The sequence below is a fragment of the Streptomyces sp. NPDC127595 genome (assembly GCF_042671685.1).
Lineage (GTDB): Bacteria > Actinomycetota > Actinomycetes > Streptomycetales > Streptomycetaceae > Streptomyces.
In genome coordinates, this window is sequence record NZ_JBHXWK010000003.1 from 452,692 (window position 1) to 479,675 (window position 26,984).

Annotated in this window: 24 protein-coding genes and 1 tRNA gene; 11 read left to right on the forward strand and 14 right to left on the reverse strand. The window is 70.2% G+C overall.

The annotated features are described in order from the left end of the window. Positions 1-107: 107 nt before the first annotated feature. The 6 genes from ACFVKT_RS13040 to ACFVKT_RS13065 all read left to right on the forward strand — a co-directional run bounded on the left by ACFVKT_RS13040 (position 108) and on the right by ACFVKT_RS13065 (position 4,418). Positions 108-1,097 (forward strand): ABC transporter ATP-binding protein, encoded by a 990-nt coding sequence (locus ACFVKT_RS13040; RefSeq protein WP_385731084.1) that lies wholly within the window; start codon positions 108-110, stop codon positions 1,095-1,097. Beyond that, the gene (locus tag ACFVKT_RS13045; protein WP_385730666.1) at positions 1,087-2,007 is read left to right on the forward strand and encodes an ABC transporter permease subunit; all 921 of its coding nucleotides are present in this window, start codon (positions 1,087-1,089) and stop codon (positions 2,005-2,007) included. Before ACFVKT_RS13040 ends, ACFVKT_RS13045 begins: the two co-directional genes overlap by 11 nt. Beyond that, positions 2,004-2,915, forward strand: a complete 912-nt coding sequence (locus tag ACFVKT_RS13050; RefSeq protein WP_385730668.1) for an ABC transporter ATP-binding protein — start codon at positions 2,004-2,006, stop codon at positions 2,913-2,915. The genes ACFVKT_RS13045 and ACFVKT_RS13050 overlap by 4 nt, the downstream gene beginning before the upstream one ends. 10 nt (positions 2,916-2,925) lie before the next feature. Beyond that, a complete protein-coding gene (locus ACFVKT_RS13055; protein ID WP_385730670.1) occupies positions 2,926-3,645 on the forward strand; it encodes an ABC transporter permease in 720 nt (239 codons plus the stop codon). 134 nt (positions 3,646-3,779) lie between these two features. Further along, positions 3,780-4,055 (forward strand): hypothetical protein, encoded by a 276-nt coding sequence (locus ACFVKT_RS13060; RefSeq protein WP_385730672.1) that lies wholly within the window; start codon positions 3,780-3,782, stop codon positions 4,053-4,055. Between the two features lie 258 nt (positions 4,056-4,313). After that, positions 4,314-4,418 (forward strand) — tRNA-OTHER (locus tag ACFVKT_RS13065). Positions 4,419-4,470: 52 nt separating this feature from the next. On the opposite strand, the gene ACFVKT_RS13070 is transcribed toward ACFVKT_RS13065, so the two are convergent. From ACFVKT_RS13070 to ACFVKT_RS13110, 9 genes are all read right to left on the reverse strand, one after another. Then, positions 4,471-5,301, reverse strand: a complete 831-nt coding sequence (locus ACFVKT_RS13070; protein ID WP_385730674.1) for an HAD family hydrolase — start codon at positions 5,299-5,301, stop codon at positions 4,471-4,473. Then, entirely contained in the window at positions 5,298-6,575 is a 1,278-nt protein-coding gene (gene serS / locus ACFVKT_RS13075; RefSeq protein WP_385730676.1) for a serine--tRNA ligase, read from the reverse strand. Before serS ends, ACFVKT_RS13070 begins: the two co-directional genes overlap by 4 nt. A 624-nt stretch (positions 6,576-7,199) precedes the next feature. Further along, positions 7,200-8,132, reverse strand: coding sequence for a prephenate dehydratase (gene pheA / locus ACFVKT_RS13080; protein WP_385730678.1), 933 nt, complete (start codon positions 8,130-8,132; stop codon positions 7,200-7,202). Positions 8,133-8,278: 146 nt separating this feature from the next. Continuing rightward, positions 8,279-9,640 carry an iron uptake transporter deferrochelatase/peroxidase subunit gene (gene efeB / locus ACFVKT_RS13085; protein ID WP_385730679.1) on the reverse strand — a complete coding sequence of 454 codons (1,362 nt, stop codon included), beginning with the start codon at positions 9,638-9,640 and terminating at the stop codon, positions 8,279-8,281. 8 nt (positions 9,641-9,648) lie between these two features. Further along, positions 9,649-11,634, reverse strand: a complete 1,986-nt coding sequence (locus tag ACFVKT_RS13090; protein WP_385730681.1) for a copper resistance CopC/CopD family protein — start codon at positions 11,632-11,634, stop codon at positions 9,649-9,651. A 14-nt stretch (positions 11,635-11,648) separates the two neighbouring features. Further along, positions 11,649-12,113, reverse strand: a complete 465-nt coding sequence (locus ACFVKT_RS13095; RefSeq protein WP_385730683.1) for a copper chaperone PCu(A)C — start codon at positions 12,111-12,113, stop codon at positions 11,649-11,651. Beyond that, positions 12,110-12,763: an SCO family protein gene (locus ACFVKT_RS13100; RefSeq protein ID WP_385730686.1), complete on the reverse strand. Its 654-nt coding sequence runs from the start codon at positions 12,761-12,763 to the stop codon at positions 12,110-12,112. Before ACFVKT_RS13100 ends, ACFVKT_RS13095 begins: the two co-directional genes overlap by 4 nt. Before the next feature lie 107 nt (positions 12,764-12,870). Continuing rightward, positions 12,871-13,611: a YcnI family protein gene (locus ACFVKT_RS13105; protein ID WP_385730688.1), complete on the reverse strand. Its 741-nt coding sequence runs from the start codon at positions 13,609-13,611 to the stop codon at positions 12,871-12,873. Between the two features lie 220 nt (positions 13,612-13,831). Continuing rightward, positions 13,832-14,695, reverse strand: a complete 864-nt coding sequence (locus ACFVKT_RS13110) for a hypothetical protein (RefSeq protein WP_385730690.1) — start codon at positions 14,693-14,695, stop codon at positions 13,832-13,834. Between the two features lie 366 nt (positions 14,696-15,061). Between ACFVKT_RS13110 and ACFVKT_RS13115 the strand changes: the two genes are divergently transcribed. From ACFVKT_RS13115 to ACFVKT_RS13125, 3 genes are all read left to right on the forward strand, one after another. After that, the gene (locus tag ACFVKT_RS13115; RefSeq protein ID WP_385730692.1) at positions 15,062-15,580 is read left to right on the forward strand and encodes an ATP-binding protein; all 519 of its coding nucleotides are present in this window, start codon (positions 15,062-15,064) and stop codon (positions 15,578-15,580) included. Positions 15,581-15,663: 83 nt separating this feature from the next. Then, on the forward strand, positions 15,664-16,647 hold the full coding sequence (locus ACFVKT_RS13120; RefSeq protein ID WP_385730693.1) for an intradiol ring-cleavage dioxygenase: 984 nt from the start codon (positions 15,664-15,666) through the stop codon (positions 16,645-16,647). Between the two features lie 9 nt (positions 16,648-16,656). After that, on the forward strand, positions 16,657-17,496 hold the full coding sequence (locus ACFVKT_RS13125; protein WP_385730695.1) for a triphosphoribosyl-dephospho-CoA synthase: 840 nt from the start codon (positions 16,657-16,659) through the stop codon (positions 17,494-17,496). Between the two features lie 16 nt (positions 17,497-17,512). Here ACFVKT_RS13125 and ACFVKT_RS13130 read toward each other — a convergent pair whose 3' ends face one another. The 4 genes from ACFVKT_RS13130 to ACFVKT_RS13145 form a co-directional block, all read right to left on the reverse strand. Further along, positions 17,513-18,751, reverse strand: coding sequence for an MFS transporter (locus tag ACFVKT_RS13130; RefSeq protein ID WP_385730697.1), 1,239 nt, complete (start codon positions 18,749-18,751; stop codon positions 17,513-17,515). A 230-nt stretch (positions 18,752-18,981) separates the two neighbouring features. Continuing rightward, the gene (locus ACFVKT_RS13135) at positions 18,982-20,352 is read right to left on the reverse strand and encodes a PLP-dependent aminotransferase family protein (protein ID WP_385730699.1); all 1,371 of its coding nucleotides are present in this window, start codon (positions 20,350-20,352) and stop codon (positions 18,982-18,984) included. A 206-nt stretch (positions 20,353-20,558) separates the two neighbouring features. Further along, positions 20,559-22,019, reverse strand: coding sequence for an aminopeptidase P family protein (locus ACFVKT_RS13140; protein WP_385730701.1), 1,461 nt, complete (start codon positions 22,017-22,019; stop codon positions 20,559-20,561). Between the two features lie 224 nt (positions 22,020-22,243). Then, on the reverse strand, positions 22,244-23,764 hold the full coding sequence (locus ACFVKT_RS13145; protein WP_385730702.1) for a PP2C family protein-serine/threonine phosphatase: 1,521 nt from the start codon (positions 23,762-23,764) through the stop codon (positions 22,244-22,246). A gap of 482 nt (positions 23,765-24,246) precedes the next feature. Between ACFVKT_RS13145 and ACFVKT_RS13150 the strand changes: the two genes are divergently transcribed. Then, positions 24,247-24,912 (forward strand): bifunctional DNA primase/polymerase, encoded by a 666-nt coding sequence (locus tag ACFVKT_RS13150; RefSeq protein WP_385730703.1) that lies wholly within the window; start codon positions 24,247-24,249, stop codon positions 24,910-24,912. 56 nt (positions 24,913-24,968) lie between these two features. Beyond that, the gene (locus tag ACFVKT_RS13155) at positions 24,969-25,550 is read left to right on the forward strand and encodes a hypothetical protein (protein ID WP_385730705.1); all 582 of its coding nucleotides are present in this window, start codon (positions 24,969-24,971) and stop codon (positions 25,548-25,550) included. Between the two features lie 311 nt (positions 25,551-25,861). Here the strand turns inward: ACFVKT_RS13155 and ACFVKT_RS13160 are convergent, their stop codons facing one another. Next, positions 25,862-26,851: a DUF5926 family protein gene (locus ACFVKT_RS13160; protein ID WP_385730706.1), complete on the reverse strand. Its 990-nt coding sequence runs from the start codon at positions 26,849-26,851 to the stop codon at positions 25,862-25,864. Positions 26,852-26,984: the final 133 nt, after the last annotated feature.

A 26,984-nucleotide genomic window follows, 5' to 3' on the forward strand; every position in this document is an offset into this window, starting at 1 on the left:
ACCTCAGGGGGACCCCTACGGGCCCGTACGACTGGAGAGGGACGCGGATACAGCTCCCTGGTCTGACGACTTGATGTGGCGTGCGCCACTAACTTCGAACCGTGACTGTGATCGCGACCGAAAGCCTGAGCAAGCGGTTCCCCAGGGTGACCGCTCTTGACCGGCTCTCCGTGGACGTCGGACCCGGTGTGACCGGACTCGTCGGAGCCAACGGAGCCGGCAAGTCCACATTGATCAAGATCCTGCTGGGTCTGTCCCCCGCCACCGAGGGCCGAGCACACGTGCTCGGCCTCGACGTCGCCACCGAAGGCGGCGCCATTCGCGAGCGGGTCGGATACATGCCCGAGCACGACTGCCTGCCGCCCGATGTCTCGGCCACCGAGTTCGTCGTCCACATGGCGCGCATGTCCGGACTCCCGCCGGCCGCGGCCCGCGAGCGCACCGCGGACACACTGCGCCACGTCGGCCTGTACGAGGAGCGGTACCGCCCCATCGGTGGCTACTCGACGGGCATGAAGCAGCGCGTCAAGCTCGCCCAGGCCCTCGTCCACGACCCGCAACTGGTCTTCCTCGACGAGCCGACCAACGGCCTCGACCCGGTCGGCCGCGACGAGATGCTCGGCCTGATCCGCCGGATCCACACCGACTTCGGCATCTCGGTCCTCGTCACCTCGCACCTCCTGGGCGAGCTGGAGCGCACCTGCGACCACGTCGTCGTGGTGGACGGCGGCAAACTGCTGCGTTCCAGCTCCACCACGGACTTCACCCAGAAGACGACGACCCTCGCCATCGAGGTCACCGACACCGACGAGCACCCGGACGGCACCGGCGCGGTGCGCGACGTGCTCCACGCGCGCGGGGTGGAGACCCACGACGGCAGCGGCCTGCCCGGCGCCGGCCACATCCTGCTGCTCACCGCAGAGGGCGAGGAGACCTACGACCTCGTCCGCGACATCGTCGCCGACCTCGGCCTCGGCCTGGTCCGCATGGAACAGCGCAGGCACCACATCGCCGAGGTCTTCCACACCGAGAGCGACCAGAACGGCGCACGTGACGAGCTCGAGCAGCGGAAGGAGGCGGTCGGCCATGGCGGTTGAGCAGCCCCAGGTCCAGCCCACAGCCCATGCGGGCGAGCAGACCCGAATCCACAACATCGGCTACCGCAACTACGACGGACCGCGCCTGGGCCGCGCGTACGCCCGCCGCTCGCTGTACTCGCAGTCGCTGCGCGGCTCCTACGGACTCGGCCGCTCGGTCAAGTCCAAGGTGCTGCCCATGCTGCTCTTCGTGGTGATGTGCGTCCCCGCGCTGATCATGGTGGCGGTAGCGGTCGCCACCAAGGCGAAGGACCTGCCCGTCGACTACACGCGCTACGCGATCATCATGCAGGCCGTCATCGGCCTCTACGTCGCCTCCCAGGGACCCCAGTCCGTCTCCCGCGACCTGCGCTTCAAGACCGTACCGCTGTACTTCTCGCGCCCCATCGAGACCGCCGACTACGTACGCGCCAAGTACGCGGCCCTCGCCTCCGCACTCTTCGCCCTCACCGCCGCGCCGCTGATCGTGCTCTACGTAGGGGCGCTGCTGGCCAAGCTCGACTTCGCCGACCAGACGAAGGGCTTCGCACAGGGGCTGGTCTCCGTGACGCTGCTGTCGCTCCTCTTCGCCGGCATCGGCCTGGTCATCTCGGCGGTCACCCCGCGCCGCGGCTTCGGCATCGCGGCCGTCATCGCCGTACTGACCATCTCCTACGGAGCCGTGTCCACCGTCCAGGCCATCGCCTTCAACCAGTCCAGCGACCCCACGGCCGTCTCGTGGCTCGGCCTCTTCTCACCCATCACGCTCATCGACGGAGTACAGACGGCCTTCCTGGGCGCCACCTCCGCCTTCCCCGGAGGGGAAGGCCCCTCGTCCGCGCAGGGCGTCGTCTACCTCATCGTCGTCCTGGGTCTCATCGCAGGCTGCTACGGCCTCCTGATGCGCCGCTACCGAAAGGTCGGGCTGTGACCACGCTCAACATCGACCACGTCTCCCGCTGGTTCGGCAACGTGGTGGCGGTCAACGACATCACGATGACGATCGGCCCCGGAGTCACCGGCCTGCTCGGCCCGAACGGCGCCGGCAAGTCCACCCTCATCCACATGATGGGCGGCTTCCTGGCTCCGTCCACGGGCACCGTCACCCTCGACGGCAAGCCGACCTGGCGCAACGAACAGATCTACAAGGAGATCGGGATCGTCCCCGAGCGCGAGGGGATGTACGACTTCCTCACGGGCCTCGAATTCGTCGTCGCCAACGCCGAGTTGCACGGCCTGGGCAAGAAGGCCGCCCAGAAGGCGCTCGCCACGGTCGAGATGGAGTACGCGCAGGACCGCAAGATCTCGACGTACTCCAAGGGCATGCGACAGCGCGTGAAAATGGCGTCCGCCCTCGTCCACGAACCGTCCCTGCTGCTGCTCGACGAGCCCTTCAACGGCATGGACCCGCGCCAGCGCATGCAGCTCATGGACCTGCTGCGCCGCATGGGCGACGAAGGCCGCACGGTGCTGTTCTCGTCCCACATCCTCGAAGAGGTCGAGCAACTCGCCGCCCACATCGAGGTGATCGTCGCCGGACGGCACGCGGCCAGCGGCGACTTCCGGCGCATCCGCCGCCTGATGACCGACCGACCGCACCGCTACCTCGTCCGCTCCAGCGACGACCGGGCACTCGCCGCCGCGCTGATCGCCGACCCGTCCACCTCCGGCATCGAAGTGGACCTCGCCGAGGGCGCGCTGCGCATCCAGGCCGTCGACTTCGGCCGGTTCACCGCGCTGCTGCCCCGGGTCGCACGCGACAGCGGCATCCGGCTGCTCACGGTCTCGCCGTCCGACGAGTCCCTCGAGTCCGTCTTCTCGTATCTCGTAGCGGCGTAGGAGGCCGAAGATGTACGACCCCACAGTCGCCCGGCTCACCTATCGAGCCCTGCTCGGCCGCCGCCGAGCCCTCATTCTCTGCGCCCTTCCCGTCCTGCTCATCGTGATCTCCGCGGCCGTACGCGGCTTCACCGGAGCCGACGACCAGACGGCCGCCGACGTCCTCGGCGGGTTCGCGCTCGCCACGATGGTCCCGATCATCGGCGTCATCGCCGGTACGGGCGCCATCGGCCCCGAGATCGACGACGGCTCGGTGGTGTACCTGCTCGCCAAGCCGCTCAAGCGGCCGACGATCATCTTCACCAAGCTGATCGTCGCCGTCGCCGTGACCATGGCGTTCTCCGCGGTGCCCACCTTCATCGCCGGCATGATCCTCAACGGCAACGGCCAGCAGATCGCCGTCGCCTACACCGTGGCCGCCCTGGTCGCCTCGATCGCCTACGCCGCACTCTTCCTGCTCCTGGGGACGATCACCCGGCACGCGGTGGTCTTCGGGCTCGTCTACGCGCTGGTCTGGGAGGCCCTTTTCGGCTCACTGGTGTCCGGCGCACGCACCCTCAGCGTCCAGCAGTGGGCGCTCGCGGTGGGCCACAAAGTCACCGGCGGCGACCTCGTCACCTCGGACGTAGGCCTGCCGACCGCGACGGTGCTGCTGGTCGTGGTCACCGTCCTCGCCACCTGGTACGCCGGGCAGAAGCTGCGGACGCTGACACTGGCCGGCGAGGAGTGAGCGGGGGCTCCACGCGCGCGTGCCCGGATGTCACCGTGCACGCGCGCGTGGAGCCCTCTTTGTTTCTTGACAGAGGCTTCACATCTGTCTGTGCACACTGGGCAGACGGGGACGCACGTCCAGGAGGAACGGGGATGGCAGCCGAAGAACCACGGAGTGATGGTCGCGAGCAGTCCGGGGGCAGGGGCACAGGCGCGGACGGGGATGCGGACGGGGAAGTCTGGGACGACCTCGTGCTCGACGAGGCCTTCATACGATCCGCCGAGACGACCGAGCCGTCGGCCCGCGCGCGGATGCTCGCCGCCCGCTGGCGCAACGGGGGACCCGATCCCCAGCCCTGGCGCTCCGACGAGCCGCCCGCGGGGTGGTTCTTCAGTAAGGGACGCCGACGCAGGTGGCGCCGCCGGTGAGCACCCCCGGCCGGCCCTTTTAATCAGTGGCGCCCAACTCGGCGTACGGGCACATTGGTTGTGTCAACGCCGCCGGTTCGAGTCGGCGCCACGATCAGGGAGAGGAGCGCGACGATGTTCGTCAGGAGCAGTTCGTCGAGCTCCCGACAGGGCAGCCCGCGGCGGGTTCCGGAGTAGTCACCTCCGTCGAACCCGCGCCGCACGGGGGGCTGTCCGGGGCGGCCGCTTCGAGCGCGTATTCGCGCGGGCCGCCCACCCGGAGGATTGGCCGAGAGGTAAGGCACCGGCTTGCGCTGCGTTTGAGCAGAAGCGAGTCGCGATCGGGACTGAACCCCCGCGCGCGTTCGATCCGCGCATCCTCCGCAACACGCACGCCCACCAGCACGCAGCCAGTGGCAAGAAGCCGGCCGCGCCCTCAGCGACCAAGCAACCGCTCCAGCACCACCGCGATGCCGTCCTTTTCATTGGACAGCGTGACTTCGTCCGCCACCGCCTTGAGATCCTCATGCGCGTTGGCCATCGCCACCCCGTGAGCAGCCCAGGCGAACATGGGGATGTCGTTGGGCATGTCCCCGAAGGCGATCGTGTCCGCGGCCTTCACGCCGAGACGGCGGGCCGCCAGGGAAAGCCCCGTCGCCTTCGAGAGGCCCAGGGGGAGGAGTTCCACTATCCCGGCGCCGGCCATGACCACCCCGACCAGACCGCCCGCGACCTCCAGGGCCACCGCGGCGAGCTCGTCGTCGGAGAGGGTCGGGTGCTGCACGTACACCTTGTTCAGAGGCGCCGCCCAGAGGTCCGCCGCGTCCTTGATCGGCATGACCGGGAGCGGCCCTTCGTGCACTCGGTAGCCGGGCCCGACCAGCACCTCGCCGTCAAGCCCGTCGCGGCTCGCGGCCAGCAACAGAGGGCCGACCTCCGCCTCGATCTTGGCGAGCGCCAGAACTGCCAGCTGCCGGTCGAGGGTCACCGAGGTGAGCAGCCTGTGCTCCCCCGCGTCGTACACCTGCGCGCCCTGACCACACACCGCGAGGCCGTGGTAGCCGAGGTCGTCGAGGATGTGCCGGGTCCAGGGCACCGCGCGCCCGGTGACGACGATGTGCGCGGCGCCCGCGGCGGTGACCGCCGCGAGCGACTCACGCGTACGCGCCGAGACCGACTCGTCGGAACGCAGCAGCGTCCCGTCGAGGTCGGTCGCGACGAGCTTGTAGGGGAACGCCCCCGTTGACCGAATGGCGCCGGACGTCACTTGGAGATCGGCTCCAGAACCTCACGGCCGCCCAGATACGGACGCAGCACCTCCGGCACCCGTACGGAGCCGTCGGCGAGCTGGTGGTTCTCCAGGATCGCCACGATTGTGCGGGGTACGGCGCACAGCGTGCCGTTCAGCGTCGACAGCGGCTGCACCTTCTTGCCGTCGCGCATCCGCACCGACAGGCGGCGCGCCTGGAAGCCGTCGCAGTTCGAGGCCGAGGTCAGCTCGCGGTACTTGCCCTGGGTCGGGATCCACGCCTCGCAGTCGAACTTGCGGGTGGCGGATGCGCCGAGGTCGCCCGAGGCCACGTCGATCACCTGGAAGGGCAGCTCAAGGCCGGTCAGCCACTGCTTCTCCCAGTCCAGAAGCCGCTGGTGCTCGTTCTCCGCGTCCTCGGGAGCGACGTACGAGAACATCTCGACCTTGTCGAACTGGTGTACGCGGAAGATGCCGCGGGTGTCCTTGCCGTACGTGCCGGCCTCGCGGCGGAAGCACGGCGAGAAGCCGGCGTAGCGCAGGGGCAGCTTGTCGGCGTCGAGGATCTCGTCCATGTGGTACGCGGCGAGGGGGACCTCGGAGGTGCCGACCAGGTAGTAGTCGTCCTTTTCCAGGTGGTACACGTTCTCCGCGGCCTGGCCGAGGAAGCCGGTGCCCTCCATGGCGCGCGGGCGGACCAGCGCCGGGGTCAGCATCGGGATGAAGCCGGCCTCGGTGGCCTGTGCGATCGCAGCGTTGACGAGGGCGAGCTCCAGGAGCGCGCCGACACCGGTGAGGTAGTAGAAGCGCGAGCCCGACACCTTGGCCCCGCGCTCGACGTCGATCGCGCCCAGTGCCTCGCCGAGCTCCAGGTGGTCCTTGGGCTCGAAGCCCTCGGCGCCGAAGTCACGGATGGTGCCGTGCGTCTCCAGGATGACGAAGTCCTCCTCGCCGCCGACCGGGACATCGGGGTGGACCAGGTTGCCGAGCTGGAGGAGGAGGTGCTTGGTCGCCTCGTCCGCTTCGTGCTGCTCGGCGTCGGCCGTCTTGACGTCGGCCGCCAGCTGGCCGGCCTTTTTCAGCAGCTCGGCCTTCTCGTCACCCGAGGCCTTGGGGATCAGCTTGCCGAGCGCCTTCTGCTCGGAGCGCAGCTCGTCGAACCGCAGGCCGGACGACCTGCGCCGCTCGTCGGCGGAGAGGAGGGCGTCGACGAGCGCGACGTCCTCTCCACGGGCGCGCTGGGAGGCGCGAACACGGTCGGGGTCCTCACGGAGCAGGCGAAGGTCAATCACCCCTCAAGGTTACCGGTGCGTGCTTCCGGTCAACGACTCGATATTCCGTACCGTGACTTCTGTCACGTTATGGGCGAAATGCCGGACTGAATTTCTTGATCGGCAATATCCGTCAATAAAACGGACGATGCTCCCTGAATCGGGGCACGTGGCGGTTGGGCTGTTGACTGGATCCCCTTATGGGAAAGGGGACTTGAGTGGAGAGTTGTCCACAGGGAGTCACGCCTCCATGAAGTTATCCACAGGGTGTGTGGAAGATCTGTGGACTATGGAAGTGATCATTCCGAAAGGGGTGGCCGGGGCGGGGGATTCTCGGGTCAAACCATCCCTACACCCACGTTCGAGTGGATTCGAGCAGAAATGCTTCGCTCCATAGGATTGACCAAGGGAAAAGAGTGGACGAGGGGTGACGTGCCGCCCTGTGGATGAAACAGGGGCCCAGAGGCCGATTTGTCGACGATGTAGCCCTTCGTTGTCGACTTGTCCCCAGGTCGAGAAGCGCACCTGTGGATAACTTCCTGTGGATGAGGAAAATCGGCAGGTACGACTGGTCTCGGAGCAAGGCAGCGCTGAGCTCTGACAGGGCCCGTCACCATGCAGGCTCGACAGAAGTGGCTGAACCGCTCAGAACCGTCCGTCGTGGCAGCGCGCCACCCAGTCGGCCGCCGCGACGAACTCGTCGTCTGATGTCCCGCGCAGCGGAGTGCGTACGTCCTCGACACCGATGTCGGCGCGCGGATACGACCCGAGGAACCGCACCTGGAGGCAGATCCGCTTGAGCCCCATCAGGGCCTCGGCCACCCGGCGGTCGGAGATATGGCCCTCGGCGTCGATGCAGAAGCAGTAGTTGCCGATGCCTTCGCCGGTGGGCCTGGACTGCAGCAGCATCAGGTTGATGCCCCGTGTGGCGAACTCGCCCAGCAGGTCGCGCAGCCCACCGGGGTGGTCGTCACGCTGCCACAGGACCACGGACGTCTTGTCCGCGCCGGTCGGCGCGGCGGGCCGGGCGGGCCGTCCCACCAGGACGAACCGTGTCTGCGCGTTCTCGGCGTCGTGGATCCCGGTCTCCAGGGCCTCCAGGCCGTAGGGACCGGCCGCGAACTCGCCGGCGAAGGCGGCGTCGTACCGGCCTTCCTGCACGAGTCGGGCACCATCCGCGTTCGAGGCCGCGGACTCCCAGAGCACGTCCGGGAGGTTGGCCTTCATCCAGTTGCGCACCTGCGGCTGCGCGGCGGGGTGCGCGGTCACGGTCTTGATCTCGGACAGTTTCGTGCCGGGCCTGACCAGCAGCGCGAAGGTGATCGACAGCAGCACCTCGCGGTAGATCATCAGCGGCTTGCCCGCGACCAGCTCGTCGAGGGTCGTGGTGATGCCGCCCTCCACGGAGTTCTCGATCGGCACGAACGCGGCCTCGGCCTCGCCGTTACGGACGGCGTCGAGCGCGGCGGGAACCGACACCATCGGGACGAGCTCCCGGGTGGCAGCCTCCGGAAGCGTCCGCAGGGCGACTTCGGTGAAGGTGCCCTGCGGGCCGAGATACGCGTAGCTGGCTGGCATGACCTCACCCTAATGGGCCCTGCGCGACCCGGCTCACGCCTGTGGAAAACCACGGCCCCGGTGAGCGACGCCGGCTGTGGAGGCGACGGCCCCGGTGAGCGACGACCACACTCATGAACCCCGCCATCCCGAAGAGGCCGGCCCCCTCACCCCTCCAGCAGCCGCTGCCCCACGTACTCACCCTCCGTCGCCCCGCCCGGTACCGCGAACAGTCCGCTCGACTCATGGCGGATGAACTCGGAGAGCGCGTCGCCACGGTCGAGTTTGCGCTGGACGGGGACGAAGCCGCGTACGGGGTCGGCCTGCCAGCAGATGAAGAGCAGGCCCGCGTCGGGCGCCCCGTCCGGGTCGAAGCCGTCGTGGAAGGAGAAGGGGCGGCGCAGGATCGCGGCGCCGCCGTTCTGGTCGGGCCGGGTGATGCGGGCGTGCGCGTTGATGGGGACGACGAGGTTGCCGTCGGCGTCGGTCGTGTCGAGGTTCATCTCGGTCGTCTCGGTGCCGCCGCTCAGGGCCGCCCCGGTGGCCTTCTTCCGCCCGATGACGTCCTCCTGGGCCTTCACGGAGAGCTGCTCCCAGTTGTCGAGGAGCATGCGGATCCGGCGTACGACGGCGTACGAGCCGTTCGCCATCCACTCCGGGTCGCCGGAGGCGGGGACGAAGATGCGCTCGTCGAAGTCGGTTTCGGAGGGCTTCGGATTGCGGGTGCCGTCGAGCTGGCCCATCAGGTTGCGGGCCGTCATCGGCTGGGCGGTGGCGCCCGGCGAGCGGTTGAAGCCGTTCATCTGCCAGCGCACGCGGGCCGTGCTGCCCGCGTCCTTCTGGATGGCGCGCAGGGCGTGGAAGGCGACCAGGGCGTCGTTCGCGCCGATCTGTACCCACAGGTCGCCGTTGCTGCGCGCCTTGTCGAGGTGGTCGGAGGAGAAGTCGGGGAGCGGGTCGAGGGCGACCGGGCGCTGCTTCTCCAGGCCGGTGCGCGCGAAGAAGCTGTGCCCGAAGCCGAAGGTGACCGTCAGGGACGACGGTCCGGCGTCGCGCGCGACGTCCGTGTCGTCCTGTGCGGCGGCCTCGCCCGCCATCAGCCGCTGGGCTGTCGTCGACCAGCGGCGCAGCAGTGCGGCTGCTTCCTTGCGGCCCGCGCCCGCTGCCAGGTCGAAGGCGATGAGGTGGCCGCTGGCGTGGAGGGCGGTGGTGATGCCGGGCTGATGTTTCCCGTGAAACATCGCCATGTCCGCGCCGACCGAGGTGAGTGGCACGGCCTTGTCGGAGGGGGCGGTCGCATACCCGGCGGCGCCGCCCGCCGCACCGAGTGCGAGCCCGGTGGCACCGGCGGTTCCCAGCAGCCGCCGCCGCGAAATGCCCTCCTTGGGGGAGGCGTTTTCGGAAACGGCCTCCTTGGAAGGGCCCGGAGAGCCCACCTTGAGGGCGCCCTCTACAGGAGGGGACTCAGGGGATGCCTCCTTGGCGGCGCTTCCCTGGGAGGGGGCTCCCGGCGTGGACTGGTCAGCCATGGTGTGGTTCAGCCGATCTGCGCGTTCTTGTCTACGGTCGCTTGGTCGATGTCGGAGGTCCGCACGGTCACGGCGATCGTCCAGTCGCCCGCCATGGGGATCTGTACCCCGCTCGCCGTCCAGTGGCCGGTGGCGACGCGGTCGGGGGTCACGGGGAGCGGTCCGATGTCCTTCGATTCGAGCGTGAAGGCGATTTTCACCTCGGGGACGTCGAAGGCCTTGCCGTTGGGCCGCACCACGAAGACGTGCATTTCGTTGCCGCCCACGCGGGCCGGGTCGAGTGTGACCTCCACGGTGCCCTTGCCGTCCTCGCTGCCCGTGTCGAACGGAATCTTCAGAGACAGTGGTCCGGTCTGCTGGGAGGTGGCCGAGGTGGCTGCCTTGGCTTCCTCCTCGGTGCGTCCGGGCTCGGTGGATGTCAGCACGGTGGTGACCGCGAGGAGGACGACGGCGACGCCGGCCTCCGCGAGCACCGAGCGGCGCAGGCCCGAGCGGAGTGGGTCGGCGTCGCGCAGGCGCTTGTCGCGTGTGGTGGTCATGGCGGCTTCCTGCCGCGCGAGCTGGGCTGCCCGCCGTGGGTCACCGGAGCCCGCGGGAACCTTGGTCCGGGTCTTCGCGCGCTGTTCGACCACGGCCGCCGCGACGGCGTCCGGGGCCGGAAGCTCGGACAGCTGTCCCGTCCAGCGCCGCGAGATCCACGCGATGCCGACGAGTACCGCCACCAGGCCGATCTTGACGAGCAGCAGCTGCCCGTACGTCGTGTCGGTGAAGGCCGACCACGAGCCGACCTGCCGCCATGACTGGTAGATACCGGTCGCGACGAGTGCGATCACGCTGCCGAACGCGATGCGTGAGAAGCGGTGGACGGCCGCCGCCTCGATCTGGGCGTCGGCGGGCGCCCGGAACAGGGCCACGAGCAGCGCCGCGAGGCCACCGAGCCAGAGGGCGACGGCCAGCAGGTGCACGACGTCGACGGGCATCGCGATGCCCGTCTGGATGCCGGCCGAGGCGTGTTCGGCCATCGCCCAGGTCGCGGCCAGTCCGGCCGCGACGACGGCGCCGCCGATCGCGAGCCCGAAGGTGAGGTCCCTCTTCGCGGCGGCGGCATCATCGGCATCGGTATCGGCGTCCACTCCATCCCCATCCCCATCCCCATCCCCATCCCCAGCCTCTGCCTCTGCCTCCTCCCGCTTCACATACGCCCCGAAGAGCACCGCGATGAACAACGCGCCCGCGGCGAGCAGCAGCAGCCGCGACACCAGCGCCGCGCCCGCCTTGGTCTGCAGCACCTGCCCGAGCAGTGTCAGGTCGAAGATGTCGCCGACCTTGCCGGAGCCGACGTAGGAACCGCGCAGGAGCAGCAGCGCGAGGGTGGCGCCGGTGAGCGCGAGCCACCCGGAGACCACGAGCCGTTGTACGGGGCGGACTCCGGCGCCCCGCTGCCAGCAGGCGAGTACGAAGGCCGCGCCGCCGACGAGGAGGATGAACCCGGCGTACGAGATGTAGCGACCGGCTTCGTAGAGCGCGCCGACGACTCCGCCGCCGGCCTCCTTGTCGGACACGGCGACGGTGGTCTGGGAGGGCGCGCCGATGGAGAAGGTGAAGGCGCCCGAGACGGGGTGGCTGTCCGCGGACACCACCTGGTAGGTGACGGTGAAGGTGCCGTCGGGCAGTCCGGCGTGGAGTTTCACGGCGTACGTGGTGCCGCTCGGGTTGGTCGGCTTGCCGGTGTCGACGCGCTCGCCCTTGGGGTCGAGCACCTGGAGTGCGCCGTCGGAGAGTGCGACCTGCTCGGAGAAGGTCAGCGAGACCTGTGCGGGCGCCTTGTCGACCACCGACCCCTGCGTCGGGTTGCTGCCGGTCAGCGCGGCGTGCGCGGAGGCGGGCGCGGCGCCGGCCAGGAGCGCGCCGCTGACGGCGAGGAACAGCAACAGCAGCGTCCGTATCCGCGCGATGCCTTGCGTGGCGCCACGGGGAGCGATGGTCGGCGTCACAGGTGATCCCTCCCTCAGTGCCCGGTCTTCGGGTTGTACGTCGCGGACTGCACCGGCATGGAGATCTTCACGGTGCCGGACTTGGCGAAGTGCAGCTCCACCGACACCTTCTCGCCCTGCTTCGGCCGGTGGGTGAGCTTTTCGAACATGAGGTGGTTGCCGCCGCTGGCGAAGTCGAGGGTGCCGTCGGCGGGCACGGCGAAGGACTTCTCCTCCTCCATCGTGCCGTCCTTGGTGGAGTGCAGCGTGATGTCGTCGGAGAGGTCGCTGGTGACGGAGGTGAGGGTGTCGGCGCCGCCGGAGTTGGTGACGGTGAAGAAGCCGGCCGCCATGATGTCCATGCTCGGGGCGGGCATGTAGGCGCCGCTGACCTTGAGTTCGGGCCTGGCCGAGGTGCTGGCGGAGCTGTCCGCGCCGCACCCGGTGAGTGTCAGGGCCGCGATGGTCAGCACGGCGGCTCCCGTCGTGTGACGCCTCACGGGTTCTGTCCCTTGATGAGCTTGGGCAGATCCTTGATGTAGTCGTCGACGGTGGCGTCCTCGCCGTACAGCACATAGCCCCCGTCGGTCTTCGGCGAGAACGCGATGACCTGGGTGCCGTGCACGGAGACGAGCTTGCCGTTCTTGTCCTTCGAGGTGGGCTCGATGGAGATGCCGAGGGTGCGGGCGCCTGCCTGGATGGTGGCGAAGTCACCGGTCAGGCCGATGAAGTCGGAGTCGATGCCCTTGAGCCACTTGCTGAGTTCGGCGGGGGTGTCGCGGTCGGGGTCGGTGGTGACGAACACGACGCGCAGCTTGTCCTGCTCGGCCTTGGGCAGCGCCTTCTTGGCGACGGCGAGGTTGTTCATGGTCAGCGGGCAGACGTCGGGGCAGTGGGTGTAGCCGAAGTAGATCAGCGTCGGGTCGCCCTTGGTCTCCGCGCGGAGGTCGTACTTCTTGCCTTCGGCGTCGGTGAGTACGAGGTCCGGCTTCTCGAACGGCTGGTCGAGTACGGTCGCGGCCTTGCCGGAGTCGGCCTCGACGGACACGTCGGCGACCGGCTTGTTGCTGTCGTCACCGCTGCCACAGGCGGAGAGGGTGAGAGCGGCGGCAGCGAACAGGGCGGCCGCGGCATACGTCTTCTTGCGCATACAAAAATGTCCCAGATGTGAGGAGCCCGGTGCGCACCGGGGTCGTACGAGGGCCTGTACGGCGATGTCGTACGACCTCCGGCGCGGCACCGAGGGAGCGATGGGCCTCAGGCGTCGGTGCGCCGACGGCCGGCCAGCACGCCGTACGCCACGCCCGCCGCGCCGACGACGATGCCCACGACGCCGAGCACGCGCGCGGTGGTGTCACTGCTGTCGGTGGAAGCGGCGGCTACCTCGGTGGTCTCCGTGTGCTCCGCGGAGGTTTCGGCAGCCGGGGTCGCGGTGGCGGAGGCCCCGTGGTGGCCCTCCTCGCTCGCCGCGCTGAGCGCCAGTACCGGGGCCGGGTTCTCGGGCTCCTCCGCGCCCTCCTTCTGCTCCTCGATCCAGCGGACGACCTCCTTGTTGGAGTACGTCTGGACCGCCTTGAAGACGAGTTCGTCGGTGTCCTCGGGGAGCGCGCCGATGGAGAGCGGGAACTTCTGGAAGTAGCCGGGCTGGATGCCCTTGCCGGTGGCGGTCCAGGTGACCTTGGTGACGGCCTGGGAGATCGTCTCGCCGTGCATTTCGAGCGGCTTGTCCAGCTTGGACGTGGTGACCTTGGTGGTCCAGCCTGCGACCGCCTCCGGCATGACGGAGGCGAGCGGGTGGTCGGTCGGGAAGCTGACCTCGAGCTTGGTGGTCGAGGCGTTGTCGCGTTCGTTGGGGACCTTGAAGTTGACCGTGGCGTATCCGCCCTTGGCGGCTTCGCCCTCCGGCTGCACGCTGACGTGCGCGAAGGCGGGGCCGGACAGGACGAGGACGGCCGAGGCGGCGACGGCACCGGCGGCGGCGATACGGGAAACCTTCATGACAGGAAGCACTCCACTGTGAGTCCGATGAGATCGGATGGGATCGGATGACATCCGGTGAGATCGGACGGGATCCGGTGAGCTGGGGCGCGCGTGGTGCGCGATGCGCGTGCGGAAGGCACCGATGGGGAGCCCTTAGAGGCGCCCTTGGAGGTGTCGAAAACGCGGGCACGCGCGTGTGCCGCACGACGGCAGCCCCTCGGTGGAGTGGTGCGTCGCGTCAGGCAGCGAGGACGAGCGCGGTGGAGGACGGCGGTCCGCGCCGGATGACGGTGTGCTGGAGCGCGGTGGTACGGGGCTTCGGCGGCCTGAGCGGCGTGGGGCGCGCAGTGCGCGGTGCCGCGCCGGGCGTACCCGGAAGTCCCGTGCGCAGGGCGCGTACGAGTGCGAGCGCGGCGCGCAGGGAACGTACGAGAGCCCCCTCGGAGACCCCGTGCGCCGACAGCCGGATGAGACGCAGCAGCGCCATGTCCCCCCGGCGCAGGACCCATCCGGTGGCGACGGCCGCGAGGACGTGGCCGAGCAGCATCGGCAGCGAGGGCAGCACGGACATCGAGGAACCGGTCGCCGATATGGCGTCCGCGGAGTGGTGCATGGACTGCGTCGTGCCCGTGTCGAGCCGGGCGTCGGCGAGGATCTGCTGGGCCTGTGCGGGGCTGATCGCCGCCGCGGTCGCGCCGCACAGCAGACGCGCCGCGCGCTCGACGACCGACGCGTCGGCCATGACCATGCCCGACGCCATTCCGGACCCGGTTCCTGACCCGGTGGTCGACGCCGTGGCCGACCCCATCGTCATCGTCGTATCGCCGTGCTGGCCGAGTCCGAACAGGGTGTGCAGCACGCACTGGCCGGTCGCGAGGACCGCCGCGATGCCCGGAAGGGAACGCTCGTGTCCCGCCAGCGGCGCGGCGACGGCGAAGACCGCGAGGAAACCGGCGGCCAGCGTCCACGGCGGGACCGTGGCGGAGGAGGCGAGCACATGACCGGCCGCGGCCAGCACGACGCAGGCCGCGGCGAACACCGCGGCCCGGAGCATCCGGACATCGCATCCGGAGCGCGCCGTGCGCTTGTGGGGGGCAGTCATGGCGGGCTCATCATCGCACTGGGCTTACCCGTTCCCTATGGCAGGTCCGCAAGATGGCGATTGGTCCGGAGGGCGGCGATCCGGGCGACCGTCGGTACGTAGATCTGTCTGTGCCGCCCGTAGAGGCGCAGTCCGTGCCGTCGGCGCCGTTCGAGATGTCCGTGCCGTTCGAGATGTCTGTGCCCGTCGTGTCGTCCGCGGGTACGGGGTTTCCCGACGGGTACGGCGTTCTCCGCCTGCACATACACCGATTCCTGTCGCCCGCGCATCCGCCGTATGGGCGGCATCACGTCAAGTGGGTGATTGCGTACGCGTGGTTGCGGCAATACGTAACGGTATGTCGAGCCGCGGCCGGGAGGCTGGAGCATGAGCATCTGGTGGTCACTCCATTTGCGGCGTGAAGCTGCGAGCGTTCCGCTCGCCAGACGCCTGCTGCTCGGCACGATGGAGACCGCGGGCGTCGACCCGGACGTCTCCTTCGACCTCTCCATCGCCCTGAGCGAGGCCTGCGCCAACGCCGTCGAGCACGGCGGCGACACCGCGCGGGGCGGCTCCTCCGAGGCCTACCGGGTGACCGCCTACCTCGACGGCGAGACGTGCCGCATCGAAGTCGCCGACTCCGGCCCGGGGTTCCCGTCCGGCACCGCCCTTCCGTCCGACCCGAGCCCGCCGTCCGGCCCCGACCTCCCGTCAGGCCGCGTCATGCGCACCCCGCTCCGCCCGGTTCCGGCCCGCAGTGACGCCGAGCACGGCCGCGGGCTGTGTCTCATCCAGGAACTCGCGGACCACGTCCAGATCGGCAACAAGCCGGGGCGGGGCGGCGCCGTGGTCAGCTTCGACAAGATCCTCAAGTGGAGGAAGGGCGCGCCTTTGATCGCGGTGTAGTCCCCGCCGACCTCTCAGGGCCCATAGTCAACTGACAGCGCCATCCCATGTCCTTGACGGGTAACGCCCCTAATTTTCCCAGCATGACGGGAAGCCACAAAGAGAAGACGATCACCCGGCGCCACGCGATCGCGGTGACCGGAGGGACGGTCGCGGCCGGCGGAGTCGCGTTCGCGGGATACCGGGCGGCGTTCGCGGACGAGGAGACGACCACCGCGACCACGGACGCCGAGGCGCCGGCCTCCGCGACCTCCGCCACCAGCGGCCAGTGCGTGCTGATGTCGAGCGTCACCGAGGGGCCGTACTACCTGGACGGCGCCCTGGTGCGGAAGGACATCACCGAGGGCAAGAGCGGCGTCCCGCTGACGCTGCGCATCACCGTTCAGGACACCACCGAGTCCTGCGCCCCGGTCGCGGGCGCGGCCGTGGAGATCTGGCACTGCGACGCCTGGGGCTACTACTCCGGCTACACCACCGCCAACCCCGGCGGCTCCGCCCCCGCCGAGAGCGAGGACGGCTCGACCGCCAACGACAAGACGTACCTGCGTGGTTACCAGGTCGCAGGCGCCAACGGGGTCGTCAAGTTCGAGACGATCTTCCCGGGCTGGTACACGCCCCGCACCACGCACATCCACGTCAAGGTGCACACCGGCGGCGAGAAGGAGGACGGCACCTACGAGGGCGGCACGGTGAACTTCACCGGCCAGCTCTTCTTCGACGACGACATCGCCGCGGAGATCTTCGCCCTGGAGCCGTACTCCCGGCACAGCGGCAGCTACACCGAGCTCGCCGACGACATGGTGTACGAGGACAACGGCGCGGCCGGCGGCCTGCTGACCCTGAAGGCGGTGCACAAGAAGGACCCGTCCAAGGGCTACAAGGGGTCCATCGTCCTGGGCATCGACCCCGACGCGGAGAGCACCGGGGCGGGCAGCGGCGGCGGTACGCCCCCGAGTGGTGACCCGGGCAGTGATCCGGGCGACGCGCCGACCGGTACGCCGCCGAGCGACGCCCCGACGGACAGCGTCTCCCCGTCCCCGTCCCCGTCCGCGACGGCGTCTTCGTAAGTTACGCCCATGAAGAGCCGCGAGGACGAGACGCTCGCGCGGGCCGCCGTGGCAGCGCTGATCCGGCAACTGGAGCTGGCTCCCAAGCCCGGACTGCCCGACCCGCGCGACCTCGACGCCCGTTCCACCCGCCAGGACCACCGCGCCCTGCACTGGTCGGCCAGGGCGCTGGAGCCCGGCCTCGTGGCCATGGCCGCCGCCGCCCGCCGCATCGGCGGGCCCACGGCCGAACTCCGCACGGAACTGGGCGCGATCGGCCGCTCCACCGAGCACTCGATGGCCCTCGCGGGCGGCGGACACCGCGGCGCCATGTGGACCCTCGGGCTCCTGGTCGCTGCCGCGGCCCTGGAGCCCCGGGCCACCGGGAAGGATGTCACCGTCGCTGCCAAGCGCATCGCCGCGCACCAGGACCGGCGGGCGCCGCGACGGCCCTCGCGGGGATCGTCCGTCTCGGCGAAGTACGGCGCCGCCGGGGCGCGCGGCGAGGCGCGGGCTGGATTCCCGCACGTACGGCGCGCGTTGGACGCGCTCACCGCCGCCCGCGACGCCGGCGCGTCCGAGCCGTACGCCCGGCTCGACGCCCTCCTCACCGTCATGTCCACCCTCCAGGACACCGAGTTGCTGCACACGGCGGGCCCGCACGGCCTCCGCCATGTCCAGGCAGGCGCGCGCGCAGTGCTGGAAGCGGGCGGTACGTCCACGGAGGCCGGCCGCGAAACCCTGTCCGCCCTCGACAACGACCTCCACGCGCGCGCGTGGAGCCCCCGCGGCAGCGGAGGGCTGCTCGCGGGGGCGCTGTTCGTGGACTCGCTGCCGGTGGTGGTCAGTTCACCGGCGATGGTTTCTTGACGTGCCTCTTCGGCCGTCAGTTCACCGGCACCGGCACGGGCTGCCTGACGCGCCCTTGCGCAGGTCCGGCGCTCGCCCACCGACTCGCCGGCCCCATCGCATACGAGGCCGCCAGCATCACCCCGCCCAGGAGCAGCCACCCCGGCGTCCCCCAGCCCACCAGCAGCGCGGTGAGCACGAGGGGGCCCATCGTGCGGGCGACCGTGACGCCGGTGCCGAAGAAGCCCTGGTACTCGCCCATCCGGTCGGCCGGAGCGAGGCCGAAGGCCAACTGCCAGGAACCGGCGGACTGCTGCATCTCTGCGAGGACCTGCAGTACCGCGCCCGCCACCAGCGCGCTCACCGCGACCCACGCCGAGACACCGGACGACAGAGCGAAGACGGCGCAGGACGCCAGCATGACGAGCCCGGAGCGGCGTATCGCGCGCGTGGCGGACGCGAGGCCAGTGACACCGCGGGCCATCCGTACCTGGAAGACCATCACCGCACCTGTGTTGAGCACGAACAGCGCGGAGACCAGCCAGGCCGGGGCCGCGGTCCGTTCGGTGATCCAGAGCGGGATGCCGAGGCTGAGCAGCGGCATCCGCAGCAGCAGGACGGTGTTGAGGAACGTGACGAGGACGTAGGGGCGGTCGTGCAGTACGCCGAGGCCATGACCGCGGTGCACGGCGACCGACGATGACACGGCCGGCAGTCGCAGCAGCAGGCCCGCGCAGAGCAGGAACGTCACCGCGTCCAGTGCGAACACCCCGAGGTACGCGGCTCGCGTCCCGGCGTGCAGTGCGAGGCCGCCGAGTCCCGCGCCCACGGCCAGACCGGCGTTGAGCGTCGACTGCAGGTGCGCGAGCAGTCCGGTCCGCTCCCGGGCCGGTATCAGCCCCGCCAGCAGCGCCTGCCGGGCCGCCGCGAGCCCCGACTGCGCGGACGCGTACGCGCACGCCGCCAGGACGAACGGGAGGAAGCCGCGTACGACGAGGAAGGACGCCACCGCCGCCGCGGTCGCCAGTGCGAGCAGCACCGCCGTGCCGCGCGGCCCGCGCCGGTCGGCCAGCCGTCCCAGCGGCACCCCCACCAGCGAACCGACTGCCCACGCGACGGTCAGCCCGAGGCCCACCCGCCCGGGGGCGAGACCGACGACGTGGGTGAAGTACAGCGCCGATGTCACGTAGTAGGCGCCGTCTCCGACGGAGTTGGCCAACTGGGCGAGGGCCAGTACACGCTGCGGACCCGCGGGCGGGACGAGGGAGTTCGTCATGAGACCGACACTAGAAGCACGGTGGACCCCTGGACAGGCCCAATCCGAGCACCATTTCGTGACCCAATCCAGGCCCACCCGGTGACGCCGTCAGCCGGTCTCCCCAAGTCCACCCGGGTACGCAGTCAGCTGGTCTCCCCAAGTCCACCCGGGTACGCAGTCAGCTGGTCTCCTCAGGCCCACTCGGGGACGTCGTCAGCGGTCTCCCCACGCCCACCGAGAGAGGCCCGTCAGCCGGTCTCCAGCACCCGCCCCAGCGCCTCCAGTGCTTCCGGATACGCCCGCTCCCGCGGTGTCCCGTATCCGACGACCAGCCCCTGTGCCCGGCCGCCGCCGCCCGGCGTGTGCCAGTGCTCGCCGAGATGCCCGACCGCGAGCCCTTCCTCCGCCGCCCGCGCCAACGCCTCGGCCTCGTCCGGCACTTCCACCAGCGCGTGCAGCCCCGCCGCGATCCCCCGTACGCCCCGCCGCGCTCCCAAGCGGTCGACGAGCTGGTCCCTGCGCCGCCGATAGCGCAGACGGCACGCGCGTACGTGCCGGTCGTACGCGTGACTGTTGATCATCTCGGCGAGGGCCAACTGCCCGATGGACTCGGTGTGATGGTCGGTGTGCAGTTTGACGTCGGCCACTTCGTCGGCCAGGCGGGGCGGCAGCACCATCCAGCCGAGCCGCAACGCGGGCCCGAGCGTCTTGGAGGCGGTACCCAGGTAGGCGACCTGCCCCGGTGCCATCCCCTGGAGGGCGCCGACCGGCTGCCGGTCGTAGCGGAACTCCCCGTCGTAGTCGTCCTCGATGATCAGCCCGCCACGCGCGCGTGCCCAGTCGGTGAGCGCCCGCCGCCGCTCCGGGTGCAGTGTCACGCCGGTCGGGTACTGATGGGCGGGCGTGACGACCACGGCCGCCGCATCGGTCAACTCACCGGCACGGGCACCGTGTTCGTCGACCCGCAGCGGCACCACCCGCCCACCGCCCCGCCGCACCACCTCCCGGTGGAACGGCAGCCCGGGGTCCTCCATGGCGAACGTCCCGCCGTCCAGCACGCGCGCGAGGAGCGCGAGCCCCTGCACATACCCGGAGGTGATCACGATCCGCTCGGGCGGCGCGAGAACGCCCCGGGCCCGGCCCAGGTACTCCGACAGCGCCGTCCGCAGTTCGATGCGGCCGCGCGGATCCCCGTAGTCGTACGTCAGGGAGGGCGCCGTCGCGATCGCCCGCCGCAGCGCGCGGAGCCAGGCCGCCGCCGGGAACGTACCGACGTCCGGGCTGCCGGGCCTCAGGTCGAAACGGGGGGCACGCGTGCGCGTGGGGGCGTTCGGCGCCGCCGCGTCGACCGAGGGCAGCGACGCGACCGCCGTGCCAGACCCCTGGCGTGAGGTCAGATAGCCCTCGGCGACGAGCTGGTCGTACGCCGCCTTCGCCGTGCCCCGGGAGACGCCCAGCTCGACCGCGAGCCGTCGCGTCGCGGGCAGCCGGGTACCGGGCGTGAGCCGCCCGTCGCGTACGGCGTCGCGCAGTGCCCGTTCGAGCCCGGATCTGCGTCCCGCAGCCGCGTCGGGCTCCAGGTGCAGGTCCACACCGACGCCGGACCAGAAGTCGTCCACGAAAAGCCGCCCCCTAGGCACACGGAAAAGGCGCACAAAAGGCACCCGAACAGGCACACGAATGGCCGGGCACCGCCACAGGTACCCGGCCACCAATCTCGTATCAGCCCCTGCAGTCTCCCGAAGTACCTAGGTCCCGAAGTACCTGAGGTACCCGAAGCACCCGAAGTACTTCAGTACTGCAGACTTCAAAAGCGGTGTTCAGCTCAGCTCTTCAGGGCGGCCATCCACGCCTCGACCTCGTCGGAGCGCCGCGGCAGGGCGGCCGACAGGTTCCGGTTGCCGTCCTCGGTCACCAGGATGTCGTCCTCGATCCGCACGCCGATACCGCGGTACTCCTCCGGCACCGTCAGATCGTCCGCCTGGAAGTACAGGCCGGGCTCGACGGTCAGGCACATGCCGGGCTCCAGCGTGCCCTGCACATACGTCTCGGTCCGCGCGGCCGCGCAGTCGTGGACGTCCATGCCGAGCATGTGGCCGGTGCCGTGCAGGGTCCAGCGGCGCTGGAGGCCCAGCTCCAGGACGCGCTCGACCGGGCCCTCGACGAGGCCCCATTCGACGATCTTCTCGGCCAGCACGCGCTGCGCCGCATCGTGGAAGTCGCGGTACTTGGCGCCCGGCTGTACGGCCGCGATACCGGCCTCCTGGGCCTCGTACACCGCGTCGTAGATCTGCTTCTGGATCTCCGTGTACGTGCCGCTGATGGGCAGCGTGCGCGTGACGTCGGCCGTGTAGAGCGTGTGCGTCTCGACACCGGCGTCCAGCAGGAGCAGGTCGCCCGAGCGGACCGGACCGTCGTTGCGCACCCAGTGCAGGGTGCACGCGTGCGGACCGGCGGCGCAGATCGAGCCGTACCCGATGTCGTTGCCCTCGACCCGCGCGCGCAGGAAGAAGGTGCCCTCGATGTAGCGCTCGCTGGTCGCCTCGGCCTTGTCGAGGACCTTCACGACGTCCTCGAAGCCGCGCACCGTCGAGTCGACGGCCTTCTGCAGCTCGCCGGCCTCGAACTCGTCCTTGACCAGCCGGGCCTCCGACAGGAAGACCCGCAGCTCGTCGTCGTGCTCGGCGGTCACCTTGTCGGTGAGCGCCGCTTCGATGCCGGCGTCGTAGCCGCGTACGACGCGGACCGGACCGGTGGCCTCACGGAGCTTGTCGGCGAGCTCGCGGACGTCCGAGGCGGGGATGCCGTACAGCTGCCCGGCCTCCGTCAGGGAGTGGCGGCGGCCGACCCACAGCTCGCCCTGGCCGCTGAGCCAGAACTCGCCGTTCTCGCGGTCGGAGCGGGGCAGCAGGTAGATGGTCGGTTTGTGGCCGTCGCTGGTGGGCTCCAGGACCAGGACGCCGTCCTCGGTCAGGTTGCCGGTGAGGTACGCGTACTCGACCGAGGCGCGGAAGGGGTAGTCGGTGTCGTTCGAGCGGGTCTTCAGGTTGCCCGCGGGGATGACCAGACGCTCGCCCGGGAAGCGCGCGGAGAGCGCGGCGCGGCGGGCGGCGGTGTGCTCGGCCTGCGCGATCGGCTCCAGGCCGTGCAGCTCCGTGTCGGCCCAGCCGGACTTCATGCTCTCGGCCAGCTCGTCGGACACGCCCGGGTACAGCCCGTTCTTGCGCTGCTTGATCGGCTCTTCGGGAGTCTCGTCCGGGGTCTCCGGGTTGAGCTCGTCCGCCACGGTCTGCCTCCTAGATACGACTCTGGACCCCCACCATCGTACGGTCGTACTGAAGGGGGTCCAGAGCCGGAAGACCTGTTACGCGGGCTCACTCGAAGCGTGCCGCCGGTAGTACGACGTCCTCACTCGGAGCGTGCCGCCGGTAGTTCGACGTCTTCACTCGGAGCGTGCCGCGAGTAGTTCGACGTCTTCACTCGGAGCGTGCCGCGAGTAGTACGACGTCTTCACTCGAAGCGCGCCGCCAGAAGTACGACGTCCTCCTCGGAGTCCGCCTCGTCCAGCCCGTCCGGCAGCACACTCCGCAGGACGTGATCGGCGAGCGCGCCCGGATCGTCGCGCAGGGTCCGAGGGACACTCGACGCCGCCGCGTGCAGCCGGGCGAAGGCGCGGTCCATGGGGTCGCCGGTGCGGTGCAGCAGGCCGTCCGTGTAGAGGAGCACCGTCTCGCCGGGCTCGGCGCTCAGTTCGACGCTCGGTGCCTCCCAGCAGGCGAGCATGCCCAGGGGCGCCGACAGGGAGGTCTCCACGAACTCCGTGCGCCGCGGGCCGATCACCAGGGGCGGGCTGTGTCCGGCGCCGGCCAGCGTGATCTTTCGCAGCGCGGGCTCGCAGAAGGCGAACAGGGCGGTGGCGGAGCGGGCGGGCTCGGTCAGCCGCATCAGAAGTTCGAGGTCGGACAGGACGGCGACGGGGTCCTCGCCCTCCATGACCGCGTATGCCCGCAGGGACGCCCTGAGCCGGCCCATCGCGGCGACCGCGCTGGGCCCGGACCCGGTGACGGAGCCGACCGCGAGGCCGAGCGCGGCGTCGGGCAGCGGCAGCGCGTCGTACCAGTCGCCGCCGCCGCGCGGACCGGTGCGGTGCCGGGCGGCGAGCTGGACGCCGGAGACCCGGGGCAGCCGCGGGGGAAGCAGCTCCTCGGACATCGTCGTGAGGCACGCGCGCGTGCGATCCAGTTCCAGCAGCCGTGCCAGGTGTTCGGTGGCGTGCCGGGCGTACCGGCCGATGAGGTGGCGCTGGCGCTCGACCGGTTCGGCGGGCTCGTCGTAGAGCCATACGGCGGCGCCCAGGCGGCCCGCGCCCTCCGTGGACAAGGGCAGTGCGTAGCTCGCCGCGTAGCCGAGCTGGGCGGCCACCTCGCGGTGGCGGGGGTCGAGCCCGTCCTCGGCGAACAGATCGGGCTGTGTGATCTCCGCCTCGCCGCCGGGCAGTCCGGCCGCGGTGTCGAGGAGTTTCCCGTACGCCATACAGCTTCGCGGGACGGTCTCGATGTGGCCGAGATCGGCCCGCGCGAGGCCCAGTCCGATCGTGGTGTCCGGGCCGAGTCCGTCGCTCGGTTCCATGACGACGAGACCGCGCCGGGCGCCCACCAGGGCGGCTCCGGCGCGCAGCAGCTCCTCGAGTGCGTCGCTCAGTGTCGCGGTGCGTGCCAGGCGTTCGGTGAGTTCGTGGAGCGTGGTCAGATCGGAGACCAGTCCGGCGAGACGATCCTGGAGATCGGCTCCCGGGCCGGTGGCGGAGGTGGCCGAGGGGGTGACCGTGGTGGCGGACCTCGGCGCGACAGTGTGTGCGGGCGAGGGAACCGTGGAATCGATTCCGGCCACTTTCGGAAGGTGAGGGGCGGTCATGTCATCCGGCTTTCCGACCGGTGCGTATTGCTCAATAGCATCGCAAACCCCCATGTCGTTCTGCGCCGCAAGCAGTGTCTCCACATGTACACGCACTCGTGAGGGGATGTCCAGCATTGTCCTGCCGGGATTCCTGGTGTCCGTGAGACCGGCGGTAACCCTTGCGGGAAAGTAAAGTTGGCTTAAAACTGACTCGGGTAACGGCTTATTGAGGTCGACTGGCCTAGTTCGACAGAGCGTCACAGCGGTCGTGATGGGTACGTACTCGGTGAAGGCCAGGGGCGATTGCGTATCGCCCGGAACCTGGCGACGGACCCGGGCGTCTTAACCACCGACGACCGTGCCCCATCCTCCCGTGGCGGAGGCGGCTAGAAGTACACGGGACGGCAAAACGCCAGGCGCCGCCACCCCACGCCATGCCCATGCTTCAGGCACACGCAGTACGGACGCGGACGAAGCCCGACGCTCGGCCCAGAGGGGCTTCCCTTGTCTCCAGCAAGGGTGTGATGCGCCAGCAGGTACGCACAGTGAAGTGATCGACACATGATGTGAATGGTCCACAGTGTTGCCAGGCGTGCAACGGAAAGGAACGAGCGCTCATGCGCGAGATCCTCGGAAGGCGACGCAGGCTCCTGTCCAGGCGAAACAACGGGAGGACTGAGATGCTCAAGTCGGCCCTGACCTTCGCGACCGAATGGCAGTGGCCCGTACTCCCGGGTGTGGCGGCCGACCCGCAGGGGCGCGCCCGCTGCGGATGCCCTGACCCGGAGTGCACGGTGCCCGGCGCCCACCCCTTCGACCCAGGCCTCCTCGCGGCCACCACCGACGAGCGCATGGTGCGCTGGTGGTGGACCAACCGGCCGACGGCACCGATCGTGCTGGCCACCGGTGAGAAGGCCCCCTGCGCGGTGAGCCTGCCCGCCCTCGCGGCGGCCCGCGCACTCGCCGCGCTCGACCGCCAGGGCATGCGCCTGGGCCCGGTCGTCGCGGCCCCCACGCGATGGGCGATCCTCGTCGCGCCGTACTCCCTGGAGCAGCTCGGCGAGCTGCTGTACGCCAAGGACTACGTCCCCGGCTCCCTGCGCTTCCACGGAGAGGGCGGCTACATCGCGCTGCCTCCGTCCGGGACCGGCCAGGGCCAGATCCGCTGGGAACGCGCACCACTGCCCGGCTCGGCCGCCCCCTGGGTGCCCGATGTGGAGGCCGTGGTGGACGCCGTGGTGGAGGCCCTCACTCGTACGGGTGTGAGCGCTCCCGACTTGTAGGGGTGTCGGGCGCGCGGCGAACCGGGCGCCCGCCCACGGTCGTTATCTTCCCTTCTATGAACCTTCGCCTGCTCGCACTCGCGGGCGTAGTGGCGGTCACGGTGGCTCTTCCGTTGGCTGTCGCATCCGCAGGACCTGTCGGTGACGAGGGTCCTGCGGATGCACGTGCTTCTTCCGCACACTCCGACCGTTCCGAAGACGACGGTCACGACAGCCGCGACGGCAGTGGCAGTGGCGGCGACAAGGCGCCGGCCCCCGCCCCGGACCCCGCGTCGTCGCCCCGGCTGCTCGGCCTCGGTCTCGCCACCGCCGCCCGCTGCGGCCCCGAACTCACCTCGGCCGACGGCATCGAGGCACAGACCTGCGTCCTGACGCAGGGTGAGGAGACCTGGGCGCGCACCTACTACCGCAACGCGACCGGCGGCGAGCTGACTTCCGTACTGAGCCTCATGGAGCCCGGCGGCCGCACCGTGCTGATGCGCTGCGCGGTGGGCGCGGAGGACGACCCTGGGGCGTGCGAGACACCGCGGGGGCGTACGACGGGGGATGTGACGGCGTACGCGGCGGTCGCGGAGTTCGCGAGGGGCGGCGAGGACGGGCCGCTGCTGCTGCGTTCGGGAAGCGACCCGGCGCCGTAGGCCGTGGAGCAACTTCGGCGCCGTAGGCCCAGGGAGGAACTGGGCGCCGGGTGTCGGGGAAGCAACTCGGCGCCGCAGCAAGGCGGTTGGCGCCGCGCGGGAGCCCGCACATGAAAAGACCCGGTTGCTGGCGACGGGGGATGCACCAGCAACCGGGCTACTCGAACGGTAACAAGAGATCGGCGGTTCGCAAATTCGGTCTTGGCTATTCGGACACGAATTTACCTGCCGGTACGGGGAGTTGTGACAGGAGTCACCTGGCTGGTGACTCCTGACCACCTGACCGGTAGGTCAGTTCCCCTGTATGTGTGTCAGCTGAGTGTCACCTGTCGATTGGTGAGGCCGCCGCGCGCCCGGCGCTCGTCCGCGCTGAGCGCTGCGTCCGTGGCCAGGGCGGTGGTGAGGCGCTCGGCGAACTCGGCCGCAGGCTTCTCGACATCGTCCGCCGTCACCCCGGTCGGCAGGTCCCAGACCGGCACGGTGAGCCCGTGTGCACGGAAGGAGCCGACCAGTCGGGTGCCCTCCCCGAGGCTCGACTTCCCGGCCGCGTGGAGCCGCGCGAGCGCGTCCAGAAGACGCTCCTCCTCGTACGGCATGACCCAGCGCAGATGGTTCTTGTCGGGCGTCTCGCACCAGTAGGCGGCGTCGACGCCGGAGAGCTTCACGGTCGGGATGGCAGCGGCGTTGGCCCGCTCCAGGGAGGCGGTCACCTCGGGCGACGCGTTCTCCGCGTCCGGCACCCAGAACTCGAAGCCCGCGTGCACAACTGGCTCGAACGCACCCTCGGGGTCGAGGAGATCCTGGAGCCGCGGACCGTCGGCCGGGGCGCGGCGGCCCTCGACCGGCGTGCCGGGCTGCGCGGTGAGCGCGCGCTGGAGGGTGTCGGCCAGGTCGCGGCTGATGTCGCCGGACGCCGTGTCGTTCTGCAGGCCGATCAGCACCGAGCCGTCGTCGCGGCGCAGCGCGGGCCAGGCCATCGGCAGGACGGTGGCGAGCGTGACCGAGGGAACGCCCTCCGGCAGGCTCTCCCTGAGCTTCAGCTCGACGGTCGCGGCGGGCACCAGCTCGCGCAGCGCGATCCAGTCGCCCTCGCCCGCCAGGCCCTCGAAGGGGCGGTGCACCAGCTCGGTCGCGGCATGCGCGGCGGCCCGGCCGTGACAGGCCTTGTAGCGGCGGCCACTGCCGCAGGGGCAGGGTTCGCGTGCGCCGACAACCGATACGTGTCCTTCAGCGCCTCCGGCTCGGGCACCATCCTTCAGCTGCGGCTGCTTGGCCTTCGTCTGGGGTCGCTTCTTGGCCATCGTGGGTGTCTCCCGGTTACGGCTCGTCTCGTACGGGCGCGAGCCTAGCCGTTCGTACGGGGGCCGACGGGACCCTGTGGACAACGCACCGAGTCGTCCCGGAACCGACACTTCGGTCCAGGTCGGTGTCTTA